The 13,956-nt window shown below is 64.7% G+C and carries 14 protein-coding genes; 10 read left to right on the top strand and 4 right to left on the bottom strand.

The features are described from left to right. Positions 1 to 104 precede the first annotated feature (104 nt). The 6 genes from hpaH to B5V03_RS08450 are packed head-to-tail and all read left to right on the top strand — an operon-like array spanning position 105 to position 6,407. Complete coding sequence (gene hpaH, locus B5V03_RS08475; protein ID WP_129269079.1) at positions 105 to 911, top strand: 2-oxo-hept-4-ene-1,7-dioate hydratase; 807 nt, start codon at positions 105 to 107, stop codon at positions 909 to 911. A gap of 29 nt (positions 912 to 940) precedes the next feature. Beyond that, positions 941 to 1,339: a 5-carboxymethyl-2-hydroxymuconate Delta-isomerase gene (locus B5V03_RS08470; protein WP_129269077.1), complete on the top strand. Its 399-nt coding sequence runs from the start codon at positions 941 to 943 to the stop codon at positions 1,337 to 1,339. Next, positions 1,332 to 2,870, top strand: a complete 1,539-nt coding sequence (gene hpaE / locus B5V03_RS08465; RefSeq protein ID WP_129269075.1) for a 5-carboxymethyl-2-hydroxymuconate semialdehyde dehydrogenase — start codon at positions 1,332 to 1,334, stop codon at positions 2,868 to 2,870. Before B5V03_RS08470 ends, hpaE begins: the two co-directional genes overlap by 8 nt. 26 nt (positions 2,871 to 2,896) lie before the next feature. Then, the gene (hpaD, locus tag B5V03_RS08460) at positions 2,897 to 3,880 is read left to right on the top strand and encodes a 3,4-dihydroxyphenylacetate 2,3-dioxygenase (RefSeq protein WP_129269073.1); all 984 of its coding nucleotides are present in this window, start codon (positions 2,897 to 2,899) and stop codon (positions 3,878 to 3,880) included. Between the two features lie 3 nt (positions 3,881 to 3,883). Next, on the top strand, positions 3,884 to 4,753 hold the full coding sequence (locus B5V03_RS08455; protein WP_129269071.1) for a fumarylacetoacetate hydrolase family protein: 870 nt from the start codon (positions 3,884 to 3,886) through the stop codon (positions 4,751 to 4,753). A 25-nt stretch (positions 4,754 to 4,778) separates the two neighbouring features. Further along, a complete protein-coding gene (locus B5V03_RS08450) occupies positions 4,779 to 6,407 on the top strand; it encodes a thiamine pyrophosphate-dependent enzyme (RefSeq protein WP_129269069.1) in 1,629 nt (542 codons plus the stop codon). A 3-nt stretch (positions 6,408 to 6,410) separates the two neighbouring features. Here B5V03_RS08450 and alkB read toward each other — a convergent pair whose 3' ends face one another. The 4 genes from alkB to B5V03_RS08430 form a co-directional block, all read right to left on the bottom strand. After that, on the bottom strand, positions 6,411 to 7,064 hold the full coding sequence (gene alkB, locus B5V03_RS08445) for a DNA oxidative demethylase AlkB (protein ID WP_129269067.1): 654 nt from the start codon (positions 7,062 to 7,064) through the stop codon (positions 6,411 to 6,413). A 9-nt stretch (positions 7,065 to 7,073) separates the two neighbouring features. After that, positions 7,074 to 7,820, bottom strand: coding sequence for a 2OG-Fe(II) oxygenase (locus B5V03_RS08440; protein WP_129269065.1), 747 nt, complete (start codon positions 7,818 to 7,820; stop codon positions 7,074 to 7,076). 185 nt (positions 7,821 to 8,005) lie between these two features. Further along, positions 8,006 to 8,692, bottom strand: coding sequence for a DUF2848 domain-containing protein (locus B5V03_RS08435; RefSeq protein ID WP_129269063.1), 687 nt, complete (start codon positions 8,690 to 8,692; stop codon positions 8,006 to 8,008). Further along, positions 8,685 to 10,034, bottom strand: a complete 1,350-nt coding sequence (locus B5V03_RS08430; RefSeq protein ID WP_129269061.1) for an amidase — start codon at positions 10,032 to 10,034, stop codon at positions 8,685 to 8,687. The genes B5V03_RS08435 and B5V03_RS08430 overlap by 8 nt, the downstream gene beginning before the upstream one ends. Before the next feature lie 176 nt (positions 10,035 to 10,210). Between B5V03_RS08430 and B5V03_RS08425 the strand changes: the two genes are divergently transcribed. From B5V03_RS08425 to B5V03_RS08410, 4 genes are all read left to right on the top strand, one after another. Next, on the top strand, positions 10,211 to 10,624 hold the full coding sequence (locus B5V03_RS08425; protein WP_129269059.1) for a Zn-ribbon domain-containing OB-fold protein: 414 nt from the start codon (positions 10,211 to 10,213) through the stop codon (positions 10,622 to 10,624). A gap of 3 nt (positions 10,625 to 10,627) precedes the next feature. Next, on the top strand, positions 10,628 to 11,776 hold the full coding sequence (locus B5V03_RS08420; RefSeq protein WP_129269057.1) for a thiolase C-terminal domain-containing protein: 1,149 nt from the start codon (positions 10,628 to 10,630) through the stop codon (positions 11,774 to 11,776). Beyond that, a complete protein-coding gene (locus tag B5V03_RS08415; RefSeq protein ID WP_129269055.1) occupies positions 11,773 to 12,687 on the top strand; it encodes an SDR family oxidoreductase in 915 nt (304 codons plus the stop codon). Before B5V03_RS08420 ends, B5V03_RS08415 begins: the two co-directional genes overlap by 4 nt. Before the next feature lie 124 nt (positions 12,688 to 12,811). Continuing rightward, on the top strand, positions 12,812 to 13,924 hold the full coding sequence (locus B5V03_RS08410) for an SMP-30/gluconolactonase/LRE family protein (RefSeq protein ID WP_129269053.1): 1,113 nt from the start codon (positions 12,812 to 12,814) through the stop codon (positions 13,922 to 13,924). Positions 13,925 to 13,956 lie beyond the last annotated feature (32 nt).

The raw sequence follows: 13,956 nt of genomic DNA, 5'->3' as shown, positions 1-13,956 counted from the left end.
TTTCAGACCGCAAAACGTTTGCAGTGCAGCAAGCCCAATTTGTGTTTGACGCATTCACTTAACATGTTAAGTATCTCCGGCACCACGATTTGTAAGATCACAAAATGGCGCTTTCCAGCGACGATATCCAAGCTTGCGCGAGCCGTCTGCACCAGGCGGAGAAGACCCGCGTGCAGATCCGGCAGCTCTCGCAGGATTTCCCTGGCATCACCATCGCCGATGCCTACGCGATTCAGAAGGCCTGGGTCGACGTCAAGATTGCCGAAGGGCGTATCGTAAAAGGCCACAAGATCGGCCTGACCTCGAAGGCGATGCAGAGTTCGCTCAATATCGACGAGCCGGATTCCGGCGTGCTGCTCGACGACATGTTCTTTGCCGATGGCGGCCTCGTCCCGACCGAGCGCTTCATTGCGACGCGCGTGGAGGCCGAGCTCGCCTTCGTCATGAGCAAGCGGCTCGCGGGCCCCGACTGCACGCTGTTCGACGTGCTCAACGCCACCGACTTCGTCGTGCCCGCGCTGGAGATTTTGGACACGCGCATCGAGCGCGTCGATCCCCAGACGAAAGCGGCGCGAAAGATCTTTGACACCATCGCCGACAATGCTGCGAATGCAGGCATCGTGCTGGGTGGACGGCCGATCCGCCCGCTGGATGCGGATTTGCGCTGGATCGGCGCGCTCTGCTTCAGGAACGGCCAGCTCGAAGAGACCGGCCTCGCTGCCGGCGTGCTCAATCATCCCGCGACCGCCGTCGCTTGGCTTGCCAACAAGATCGCGCCGCTCGGCCTTGCGCTGGAGCCGGGGCAGGTCGTGCTCGCGGGATCCTTCATCCGTCCGATCGAAACCCGCAAGGGCGACACAATTCAGGCCGATTATGGCGCCTACGGCTCCGTGAGCTGCTACTTCGCCTGACAGATAAAAATACAGGGAGTGAAACCGCGATGCCGCATTTCACGATCGAATATTCGGCCAATCTCGATGGCCGTCTCGATATCGGCGCGGTCTGCGAAGTCGTGCGCAAGGCGGCGGTGGAGACCGGCATCTTCCCGCTCGGCGGCATCCGCGTCCGCGCTGTCAGGTGTGAGCATTATGCGATCGCCGACGCGCGGCAGGACTATGGCTTTCTCGACATGGTGCTGCGCATCGGCGAAGGCCGCGACCTTGCAACACGCAGGAGAGCCGGCGAGCACGTGTTCCAGGCACTGTCAAAACATCTCGATCCCGTCTTCGCCGTCAGCAAGTTCGCTTTGTCGTTCGACATGCAGATCAACGACAAGGACACCAGCTGGAAGCGCAACAACATCCACGACGCCCTGAAAGTGGAGGCTGCAAATGGATAAGCCCACGCCGAGAACCGATGTATTCCAGGCCAACCGCGAGCGCGCTGCGCCGCTGCTGAAGACGCTGCGCGCGGACGGCATCGGCCACATGATCGATGGCAAGGTCGTCCCCTCGATATCCGGCGATACCTTCGAGACCAAGTCGCCGGTCGATGGCGCGACGCTCGCGAGCGTCGCGCGCGGCAATGCCGAGGACATCGACGCCGCAGCCACGTCTGCCGCCCTTGCCTTCAAGTCGTGGCGCGACATGGCACCGGCGATGCGGAAGAAGCTGCTGCATCGGGTCGCCGACGCCATCGAGGACAATGCCGAAGACATCGCGGTGCTCGAATGCATCGACACCGGGCAGGCCTATCGCTTCATGGCCAAGGCTGCGATCCGCGCTGCCGAGAATTTTCGCTTCTTCGCCGACAGATGCGGCGAGGCGCGCGATGGCCAGAACACGCCGAGCGACGAGCATTGGAATGTCTCCACCCGCGTGCCGATCGGCCCGGTCGGCGTGATCACGCCGTGGAACACGCCGTTCATGCTGTCGACCTGGAAGATCGCCCCTGCGCTAGCCGCCGGCTGCACCGTCGTGCACAAGCCGGCCGAATGGTCGCCGGTCACCGCCAGCATTTTGTCCAGGCTCGTGAAGGAAGCCGGCGTGCCCGACGGCGTGCTCAACACCGTGCATGGCCTTGGCGAAGAAGCCGGCAAGGCGCTGACCGAGCATCCGGCGATCAAGGCGATCGGCTTTGTCGGCGAGAGCGCAACCGGCTCGGCGATCATGGTTCAGGGCGCGCCCACGCTGAAGCGCGTGCATTTCGAGCTCGGCGGCAAGAACCCGGTTATCGTGTTCGACGACGCCGATCTCGACCGCGCGCTCGATGCCGTCGTATTCATGATCTACTCGCTCAACGGCGAGCGCTGCACCTCGTCGAGCCGACTGCTGATCCAGCAGAACATCGCCGACAAGTTCGTGGAGAAGCTGACCGCGCGCGTGAAGGCGCTGAAGGTCGGCCATCCCCTCGATCCCTTAACCGAGATCGGGCCGCTGATCCACGAGCGGCATCTGGCAAAGGTCTGCTCCTATTTCGACGTCGCGCGCCAGGACGGCGCTGTGATCGCGGTCGGCGGCAAGGCCTATGACGGCCCGGGCGGCGGACATTATGTCGAGCCGACGCTGGTCACAGGCGCCAACGGCAAGATGCGCGTGGCGCAGGAGGAGGTGTTCGGCCCCTTCCTCACCGTGCTGCCCTTCAAGGACGAAACCGACGCCATCGCGATCGCCAACGACATCCGCTATGGCCTGACCGGCTATGTCTGGACCAACGACGTCGGCCGCGCGTTGCGCGTCGCCGATGCGCTGGAGGCCGGCATGATCTGGCTCAACTCGGAAAACGTCCGCCATCTGCCGACGCCGTTCGGCGGCATGAAGGCCTCGGGCATCGGCCGCGACGGCGGCGATTACTCGTTCGACTTCTACATGGAAACCAAGCACGTCTCGCTGGCGCGGGGCACGCACAAGATTCAGAAATTGGGAATCTGACGCTCGTCGTTCCGAGGGGAAACGCAATGCCCGTACCGCAACACATCTTCGAGCCGCCGTTCAACATCATCCGCTCCAGCCACGTCGTGCTCGACGTGACCGACCTGAAGCTGAGCCGCGCATTCTACGAGACGACGATCGGCCTGCATGTCGAGGATGCCGACGACAATGTCGTGTATTTGCGCGCCGCAGAAGAACATCAGCACCACTCGCTGGTGCTGCGCAAAGCGGCGGCGCCCGCCTGCAACAGGCTCGGTTTCAAGGTCGGCAACGACGGGGATCTCGACAAGGCCGCAAGGTTTCTCTCCGAGAACGGCCTTGGCTACGCCTTTGTCGACCAGCCCTTTCAGGGCCGCACGCTCCAGTTCACCGATCCCTTCGGCTTCCAGATCGAACTCTACGCGGCGATGGACCGCCGGCCGCATCTGTTGCGCCGCTACGACCTCTACAGGGGCTGCCACCCGCAGCGGCTCGACCATTTCAACGTCTTCGCCGCCGAGGTGCAGGACACGATCGAGTTCTATGCGCGGCTCGGCTTCCGTCTCACCGAATATGCCGAGGAGGACGGGCCGAACGGCCGCATCGCCGCCGCCTGGATGCATCGCAAGGGCAACGTCCACGATTTTGCGATCACGAACGGCAAGGGCCCTCGCCTGCACCACTTTGCCTACTGGACGCCGACGGCGATGAACATCATCCATCTCTGCGACGTCATGGCCTCCCAAGGTTTCGTGAAGAACATCGAGCGCGGCCCCGGACGCCATGGCATCTCGAATGCGTTCTTCCTCTATGTCAGGGATCCCGACGGACACCGCCTCGAGCTCTACACCAGCGACTACTTTACCGGCGATCACGACCACGAGCCACTGCGCTGGTCGCTGCGCGATCCGCGCCGACAGACGCTGTGGGGCGCACCAGCGCCGCGCTCCTGGTTCGAGCAGGGCTCGCCCTTCGCTGGCCAGGCCGTGCGTGAGCCAAAATTCGTGGCCGACGTGCTGGTGGCGGATTAAGCGATGAAGCTCCCTCGCCTCGCCGCCTATTCCATCAAGGGTGATATCAGCTACGGCGCCGTCCTCGAGGGCGGCATCGTCGATCTCTCCGCGCGCTACGCCAAGGACTATCCGACGCTGCGCGAAGTGATCGCGGCCGGCAAGCTTGCGAGCCTTGCCGAGGAAGCAGCCGGCCGCAAGCCGGATCATGCCCTCGGTGACATCATTTGGCTGCCGCCGGTGCCCGCGCCGGAAAAGATCATCTGCATCGGCGTCAACTATCCTGATCGTAACGCCGAGTACAAGGATGGCCAGGACGCGCCGAAATATCCGAGCATGTTCATGCGTTCGCCACGATCGTTCGTCGGCCACGACACGCCGCTGGTGCGCCCGCGCGCGTCCGCGCAGCTCGACTATGAGGGCGAGATCGTGCTGGTGATCGGCAAGGCCGGCCGGCACATCGCCGAGAGCGCGGCGCTCGACCACGTCGCCGCACTGACGCTCTGCAACGAAGGCTCGGTGCGCGACTGGCTGCGCCACGCCAAGTTCAACGTCACGCAAGGCAAGAATTTTGATTCCAGCGGCAGCCTCGGGCCGTGGCTGGTGCCTTATGCGAGGGAAGCGCAGATCGCCGACATCCGCCTCACCACGCATGTCAACGGTGAACTCAGGCAGGACGACCGCACCAGCCGGCTGATGTTTCCGTTCCGCTATCTCATCAGCTATATCTCGACCTTCGCGACGCTGGTCCCCGGTGACATCATCGTGACGGGCACGCCGACCGGCGCCGGTGCGCGGTTCGATCCGCCGCGTTACTTAAAGCCCGGCGATGTCATCGAGGTCGAAGCCGAGGGCATCGGCAAATTGCGCAACGGCGTCGTCGACGAAGCCTGACCAAGAATTGAAGTGGAATGATGCAATGACCACCCTCACCGGCGGCGAAGCGATCGTAAGCGGGCTTGTCGCCCATGGCGTCGACACCGTGTTCGGCCTGCCCGGCGCGCAGGTCTACGGCCTGTTCGACGCGTTCCACCAGGCCCAGCTCAAGGTGATCGGCGCGCGGCACGAGCAGGCCTGCGGCTACATGGCGTTCGGCTATGCGCGCTCCAGCGGCAGGCCCGGCGTGTTCAGCGTGGTGCCCGGCCCCGGCGTGCTCAACGCCAGCGCGGCGCTGCTCACCGCCTACGGCTGCAACGAGCCGGTGCTATGCGTCACCGGCCAGGTGCCGACGCAATTTCTCGGCAAGGGCCGCGGCCATCTGCACGAGATGCCGGACCAGCTCGCGACCTTGCGCACCTATGTGAAATGGGCCGACCGGATCGAACATCCCGGCAATGCGCCGACCACCGTGGCACGCGCCTTCCAGGAGATGACGTCAGGCCGGCGCGGGCCTGCCTCGGTCGAAATGCCCTGGGACATCTTTACCCAGCGCGCCGACACTCGTGCCGCACAGGTGCTGGAGCCGCTGCCCGCGCCGCTGCCCGATCCTGATTTGATCAAGCAGGCGGCAGCGTTGATCAAGGGCAGCAAGGCGCCGATGATCTTCGTCGGCAGCGGCGCGATCGAGGCACGCGAGGAGATCCTCGAGCTCGCCGAGATGATCGATGCGCCCGTGGTTGCCTTCCGCAGCGGCCGCGGCATCGTCTCCAATGCGCATGAGCTTGGGCTGACCATGGCGGCCGCCTACAAGCTCTGGCCGAAGACCGACCTGATGATCGCCATCGGTACCCGCGCGGAGCTGCCGGCCTCGGGCTTCCGCTGGCCGTATCAGCCGAGCGGGCTGAAATCGATTCGGATCGACATCGACCCGGCCGAGATGCGCCGGCTTGCCGCCGATGCCGCCATTGTTGCCGACGCCAAGGACGGCACGGCTGATCTCGTCGCCGCCGTGAAGAAGGCCGGTTATGCGAAGAGCAGCGGCCGACGCGGAGACATCCGCGAGGCCGCAGCGGCTGCGCAAGCCGAAATCCAGCGCATCCAGCCGCAGATGGCCTATCTCAACATTTTGCGCGAGGTGCTGCCGGCGAATGCGATCGTCACCGATGAATTGTCGCAGTTCGGCTTCGCCTCCTGGTACGGCTTCCCGGTCTACCAGCCGCGCACCTTCATCACCTCGGGCTATCAGGGCACGCTCGGCTCCGGCTTCCCGACCGCGCTGGGCGCCAAGGTCGCCAATCCCGACAAGCCGGTGGTGGCGATCACCGGCGACGGCGGCTTCATGTTCGGCGTGCAGGAGCTTGCCACCGCCGTGCAGTTCAACATCGGCGTGGTGACGCTGGTGTTCAACAACAACGCCTATGGCAATGTCCGCCGCGACCAGCGCGAACGCTTTGACGGCCGCGTGGTGGCGTCGGATCTGGTCAATCCGGATTTCGTCAAGCTGGCGGAGTCGTTTGGCGTGGCAGCGGCGCGCGTGACCGCGCCGGACCAGTTCAAGGCGGCGATGGAGAAGGCGCTCGCGCATGGCGGGCCGTATCTGATCTCGGTCGAGGTGACCAGGGATTCCGAAGTCAGCCCCTGGGCGTTCATTCACCCGCCGAAGCCGTAGACGTCAGCGCGTCCTGCGAAAGGTCAGATTGATCCGCTTGCGGCCGAGCAGCGCATGCTCGCCCTCGGCGAGCGGCGCGACGCCGTGATAGGCGAGCCTGCTGGCACCGCCCCAGGCCACGACGTCGCCATGAACGAGCCGGAAGCGGCGCGGCTTATCGCCGCGCGCCGGGCCGCCGAACAGGAAGGTCGCGGGCAGACCGAGCGAGACCGAGACGATCGGCGCCGAATAATCCAACTCGTCCTTGTCCTGATGCAGCGACAGCCGCGTGCCGGGCTCGTAGCGATTGACGAGGCACGCATCGGGCGCGAAGCCCGTGAAACCGCCCTGCTCCGCCGCGTTGCGGGCCAGATCGCAAAACACCGGCGGCATCGCCGGCCATGGCGCGCCGGTTCGCGGATCGATCGGGTCGTAGCGATAGCCGGTGTGGTCGGTGATCCAGCCGCGCTCGCCGCAATTGGTCATCGCCACCGACATCTGATGGCCGCCGGGCGTGGTCATGCGGCGGAACGGTGATTGCGCGACGATCGCGCGCACGGCGGCAATCAGCTCGCTCTCGATCGGCTTGACGAAGCCGCGCAGCAGCACGGCGCCGTCGGCGATTTCTTCGCGCGACGGCTGCGCCTCGGCAACGCTATCGAACAAGTCAGACGTCAATCGTCGCGCTCATTTGGCATCGTGAAAAATCACACCCAATGTATGGCGCTGGCCGAACCTGATGCGGCTGACGCCATGGCGCAGGTTAACGCGATAGGTGCCGCGTGTCCCCTGCACCGGGCGGTGATGCACAGCGAAAGCGACCGCATCACCTTGCGCCAGCGGAACCACCTCGGCACGCGACTGCATGCGCGGGCGCTGCTCGGTCAGCACGAACTCGCCACCGGTGAAATCGCGTCCCGGCTCCGACAAGAGGATCGCGACCTGGAGCGGGAACACGTGCTCGCCATAGAGGTCCTGATGCAGGCAATTGAAGTCGCCGGCTTCGTATTGCAGCAGCAGCGGCGTGGGCCGGCTCTGCCCCGCCTCATGGCAGCGCTTCAGGAAGGCTGCGTGCGCGGCGGGATAGCGGATGTCGATCCCCATCGCCTCGTTCCAGCGATTGGCGACGCCTTGAAGATGCACATAGAGCGCCGGGCGTAGTTGAGCGATCAGATCGGGCAGTGGATAGGAAAAATATTTGTACTCGCCGCGGCCAAAACCGTGGCGGCCCATGACGATGCGGCTGCGGAAGTGCGTGTCGTCGGGATAGAGCGCGGCGACGGCGCGGCATTGGTCCGGCGTCAGCAGGCCCTTCAGGACGGCGCAGCCTTGGGTGTTGAGCTCGGCGGTGATTTGGGGCCAGTCGAGTGTGTCGACGTGGGTGGCGAGGTCGGCGGCGGGCTTCTGGGGCGATTTGCGTGCTGATGCGGTCATGGCCACTACCTTCGCAAGACTGGCTCGCCCACCGCCACCCGATTTCCGATGACTTTCACCCCGTCGTTGCGAGGAGCCCTTGCGACGAAGCAATCCAGACTGGTTCCGCGGAGGGATTCTGGATTGCTTCGCTTTGCTCGCAATAACGCGGAGAGAGCTGGGCCCGCAATGACGGCGGAGACGCCTTAGCCCCGCACTGGCAACGTCACCACATCGTAGCCGTGCTTGATCGTGCGCTTCAGCACGGGGTCTTCCAGCTCGAAGTCGAAGCGTTCCGCCGGGCGGATGCCGCCCTTGGCGGCAAACGTGCCGCCGAACATGGCGCAGCCGTCGGGGAGCTTCTTGCCATCAAAGCCGCGGGCGATCAGGTCGGCGACGGGCAGCATGGCGTCCAGCGTGCCCTCCTGGTAGAGCACGCGCTCGCCCTTGATCGTGGCCCAGGAGCGCAGGATCATCCTGTCCCAATGGCCGATGACGTCCTCGAGCTCCCACAGCGTCGACGCAATCGGCTTGTCGCACATCTGCTTCGACACCGTGACATTGTAGGCCTCGACCTTGCGGTCGGTGTGATCAGACCCGCAGCCGACGAAGATGCGGCCCTGCCAGCCGATCAGCACGAACTCGACTTCGCCGGAGGAATCGCCGCCGGTGCACTCGATGCTGTCTTCCTGGGTCAGCCGCCGCGCCGAGGCCCGGTAGTAGATCGGCGTCGAGGCCGGCGGGGCGATGCCCATCTCCTGCAGCTCGGCGATGTGCTTGTCGCGCGCGACGGGATCGCGGCCGGTCCAGCCGGCGATGACCATCTGGTCGACCGGTAGCGTCAGCGGCGTGGTGGTGTCCTGGGCATCGACGGTGAAAGTCAGGTCAAACACGAATTACGGCCTCCATGCCGGCAGCAAGTTCAAAGATACGGCGGTCGGACCCGCCCGCCCCTGCAAGCATCAGGCCGACGGGAATGTCGCCCTCGCGATGCGCAGGGATCGAGATGGCGCAGCCGTCGATCATGTTGATCAGGGTGCAATTGCGCAGCGCGCGCAGGTTTTCTTTGGTGAACGCCTTGTCATCGGCGAGATCTGAAATCTTCGGCGGTGTGTTGGCGGTGGTCGGCAACACCAGCGCGTCATAGGGCGCAATGCGCGCGTTGACGCGGGCGATCAGCGAGCGGCGCTCGTTGAGGAGATCGATGTAGTCGGCCGCGCTCTGCGCCTCCCCGCGCAGGATGCGCACGGACACGCGGGGATCATAGACGTCTCCCTTGGCCGTGATGAGGTAGCGGTGCCAGGCGTAGCTTTCGGAGGCCGCAAAACCGCCCTTGGCGTTCATCGGCCCGATGTCGTGGAATTCGGCCATCTCGATGCGCTCGATGATGGCGCCGTGATCGGCCAGCGACTTCAGCGCGCGCTCGAAGGTCTCGGCGACGTCCGCATCGAGATCATCGAGCGCGATCGTTGTCGGCACCGCAAGCCGCATGCCCTTCACGGGGCGCGGCTTCAGCGGAACGATCGGCTCGTTCGCGAGCACCGCATCGAGTATGGCACAGCAACTGACCGATCGCGCCAGCGGCCCGATGCTGTCGAGCGAGAACGACAGTGGCACGGCGCCATCGAGCGGCACGCGGCGCTGCGTCGGCTTGTAGCCGACGATGCCGTTATAGGCCGCCGGAATCCGGCAGGAGCCGCCGGTGTCGGTGCCGAGAGCGCCATGCGCCATACCGTCGAGCACGGAGACCGCCGCGCCCGAGGAGGAGCCGCCGGGCACGTGGCCTACGGTCCGGTTCCAGGCGCCCTTCGGCGTGCCGTAATGTGGATTGATGCCGATGCCGGAATAGGCGAACTCGGTCATGTTGGTGCGGCCGATCACGACGAAGCCGGCCTTGCGCAGCCGCGCCACCGTTGCGGCATCCTGCTCGGCCGGCGGGGAATCGTCGAGCGCGCGGGAGCCGGCGCGTGTCACCTGGCCCTTGATGTCGAACAGGTCCTTGATCGAGACCGGGATACCGGCATAGCGCGACGGCGCCGCCTTGGCCTTGCGCAGGACATCCATTGCATCCGCGGTCGCGAGCGCGGCGTCCTTGTCGACATGGACGAAGGTGCGCTGGCCCTCGCCGGCGGGATCGGCGATTTTGGCGATGCACGCCTCGACCAACTTGCGGGAGGTGGTGCGGCCATTTTCGAGGTCGTCGGCGAGCTCCGCCAGTGTCGGAAAATCGGGCATGTCTGTCTCACGGAATATTTGCGCGCAATCTATAGCGCAGGCTCAGTTCGACACAAGCATTGTGCGCATGATGGCATGCATGCACATTGCTGGACCGTTGACGCGCCATGGTCGATTGTCGCATCAAGATCGAAACAGGCGGGCACGAAGCCTGAAGCTTGGGAGGACCAGCCGACATGGCCGAACCGCAACGCGCGCGACCGAAACCGACGCCGGAGACCCAGCATTTCTGGGACGGCACGAAAGCGGGCGAATTGCTGCTACAGCGCTGCGACGCCTGCGCGCATGTCTATTTCCCGCCGCGTCCGTTCTGCCCGTCCTGCGCCTCGCGCAAGGTCAGCATCTTCAAGGCGAGCGGCAAGGGCTTCCTCTACAGCTACGTGATCAACCACCGGCCCGCCGCGCCCGGCTTCACGCCGCCTTATGCGATCGCCGTGGTCGAACTCGACGAGGGCCCGCGGATGATGAGCAACATCATCGACTGCCCGCAGACGCCGGAGGCGCTCGAACTCGACATGAAGCTTGAAGTCGCCTTCCAAGCGCTCGACGACAAGATCACCCTCCCCGTGTTCCGTCCGGCGAAGGGGTAGACCATGCGCAAGAACCAGGTTGCCGTCGTCGGCGCGGCCGAGACCACCGAGCTCGGTGTCATCCCCAACATGTCGCAGCTCCAGCTTCACGCGGATGCGGCGCTCAATGCCATTGCCGATGCCGGGCTGAAGTTATCCGACATCGACGGTTTTGCCACCGCGGTCGAAACGCCGCAGCAGGTCTGCCACTATCTCGGCATCAAGCCGACCTGGGTGGACGGCACCTCGGTCGGCGGCTGTTCGTTCATGCTGCACGTCCGCCATGCGGCGGCGGCGATCGAGGCGGGTCTCTCCAAGACCGTGCTGATTACGCACGCCGAGAGCGGCAAGTCGATGATCGGCAAGACGCCGCGCTCGACAGCGCCGGACAGCCTCAACGGCCAATTCGAGGCTCCGTTCGGCGTCTATGGGCCGCCGAGCATGTTCCCGATCCCCGTCCTGCGCTTCATGAAGACCTACGGCATCACCCATGAGCAGCTGGCCTCGGTCGCCGTGGTGCAGAGGGAATGGGCGGCCAAGAATCCGCGCGCGATGATGAAGGACCCGATCACGGTCGCCGACGTCCTCAACTCGCGCATGATCGCCTATCCGTTCCGGCTGCTCCAGTGCTGTCTCGTCACCGACGGCGGCGGCGCGCTGATCCTGACCTCGGCCGACCGCGCCAAGGATTTCCCGCGAAAACCCGTCTACATCATGGGCACCGGCGAGAGCGTGGAAACGCCGATGGTCAGCCAGATGGAAACGTTCAACTCCTCGCGCGCGTTCAAGACCGCGGGGCCACTGGCGTTCAGGGGAGCCGGCATCGCGCACAAGGACGTCGATCATCTCATGATCTACGATGCCTTCGCGCATCTGCCGCTGTTCGGTCTCGGCGACCTCGGCTTCATGCCGCACGAGGAAACCGGCCAGTTCATCGCGGACGGCAACACCCGGCCCGGCGGAAAGCTGCCGCTCAACACCAATGGCGGCGGCTTGAGCTACATGCATTCGGGCATGTACGGCATGTACGCGCTCCAGGAGAGCGTGCGGCAGATGCGCGGCATCGCGCCGGCGCAGGTGCCCAATGCGAAGATTTCGGTGTGCCACGGCGTCGGCGGCATGTTCGCCGCAAGTGGCACGATCGTGTTTACGAACGAGAGGTCATCCACATGAGCAAATCACTGCAAGACAAGGTCATCATCGTCACCGGCGCAGGCCGCGGCATCGGACGGGAGATCGCGCTGCTCTGTGCAGCCGAAGGCGCCAAGGTCGTCGTCAACGACCCCGGTAGCGCCGCCGACGGCGCCGGCTCCAGCGCCTCGCCCGCCGAGGAGGTGGTCGACGAGATCAAGAAGCGCGGCGGCATCGCGGTCCCCAACTTCGAGTCGGTCGCGGAAGCCGTCCCCGCCAGCAAGATCGTGAAGACCGCGACCGACCATTTCGGCCGGCTCGACGGCGTCGTCAACAATGCCGGCATTCTGCGCGACATGATCTTCCACAAGATGAGCGTGGAGGCGTTCGAGGCCGTCATCAAGGTGCATCTGATGGGCTCGTTCTACGTCTCGCATGCCGCGGCGCGAATCTTCCGCGAGCAGGAGTCGGGCTCCTTCGTGCATTTCACCTCGACCTCCGGCCTGATCGGCAATTTTGGCCAGGCCAACTACGCCGCCGCCAAGCTCGGCATTATCGGGCTCTCGAAATCCATCGCGCTCGACATGGGCCGCTTCAACGTCCGCTCGAACTGCGTCTCGCCGTTTGCCTGGACCCGCATGATCGGCACCATCCCGACCGAGACCGAGGCCGAGAAGGCGCGGGTCGAGAAGATCAAGCAGATGGGACCTGAGAAGATCGCGCCGATCTGCGCTTATCTGCTGTCCGATGCCGCCAAGGAGGTCTCGGGGCAAATCTTCGGCGCGCGCATGAACGAGCTGTTCCTGTTCAGCCAGAACCGTCCGCTGCGCTCGGTGCACCGGAGCGAAGGCTGGACGCCGCAATCGATCGCGGAGCACGGCATGCCGGCGCTGAAGGGCTCGTTCTACAAGCTCGACCGCTCCGCCGACATCTTCCCGTGGGATCCGGTCTAAGCGTCTAGCCGGATTTCCGGCATCCCTGCCCTGCGATCTCCGGTTGTCTTGTCCGGAGATCGCCCCGCTTTATGCCCGATTGCAGGCGAATGGTGTCCTCCCAACAAAACTTTGGGAGGAAACCATGACAAGAATACTGACCAACTCCGACGACATGCCTGCAACCGGCGGCCTCGGCCGCCGCACGCTTCTCAAGGGCGCCGCGACCGTCGCCGCATCCGCGTTGCTCGCCTCGAAGGCCAACGCCCGCGACTTCGGCGCCAATGCCGAGCCGCAGCGCTATCCCGACCCCGACATCGTCGTCATCGATCCCAAGCGCTTCAAGGCCAAGGTCGGCAATACGTCGATCAAGCGGCTCTACACCGGCTGCCTGTGGGCGGAAGGGCCCGCGTGGAACGCGCAAGGACAATATCTCGTCTGGAGCGACATCCCCGCCAACCGGCAGCTGCGCTATCTCGACGACGACGGCCACATCTCGGAGCAGTTCCACAAGCCGTCGAACGAGGCCAACGGCAATTCGTTCGACACCGAGGGACGCCAGATCACCGCCGAGCGCACCCGCCTCGTCCGCTATGAGCACGATGGCTCGGTGACGACGCTGGCCGAGCAGGCCAATGGCAAGCCGCTCAACGGGCCGAACGACATGGTGGTGCATCCCAACGACAAGGCGATCTGGTTCACCGATCCCGGCTATGGCGCGATCAGCATCTACGAGGGCAAGCTCGCCAACACCGGCTCGCTGCAGCCTTACCAGAAGGAAGCGGTCTATCGTCTCGACACGCAGACCGGTCAGGTTGCCAAGGTCGCCGACGAGCCGTTCAAGCCCAACGGTGTCGCCTTCTCGCACGACTACAAAAAACTCTATGTCTGCGACACCGGCATCACGCATTATCCGCAGGCTGAGAACGTGGTGTGGTCCTACGACATCGACGGCCCGAAACTGTCGAACCCGAAGCGGCTGATCGACATGAAGCTCGACGGCAAGTCGGGCTTCCCCGACGGATTGCGTGTCGACGCCGAAGGCAACATCTGGGTCGGCGCCGGCTGGGTCGGTCCGGGCTATGACGGCGTGCAGGTGTTTTCGGGCGCCGACGGCGCGCGGATCGGGCAGATCCTGCTGCCGGAGACGTGCGCCAATCTCTGCTTCGGCGGCCGCAAGCGCAACCGCCTGTTCATGACCGCGAGCCAGTCGCTGTATTCGGTCTATGTGGAGACGCAGGGGGCGCATTTCTGTTGAGGTGACGCGAATAGTGAGTGGCGAATGGCGAG

Origin of the sequence: Bradyrhizobium betae, from assembly GCF_004123905.1 — a bacterium.
GTDB classification, from domain to species: domain Bacteria; phylum Pseudomonadota; class Alphaproteobacteria; order Rhizobiales; family Xanthobacteraceae; genus Bradyrhizobium; species Bradyrhizobium betae_A.
Note: the sequence above shows the minus strand (reverse complement) of the source record. Positions and strands in the feature narration are given on the sequence as shown.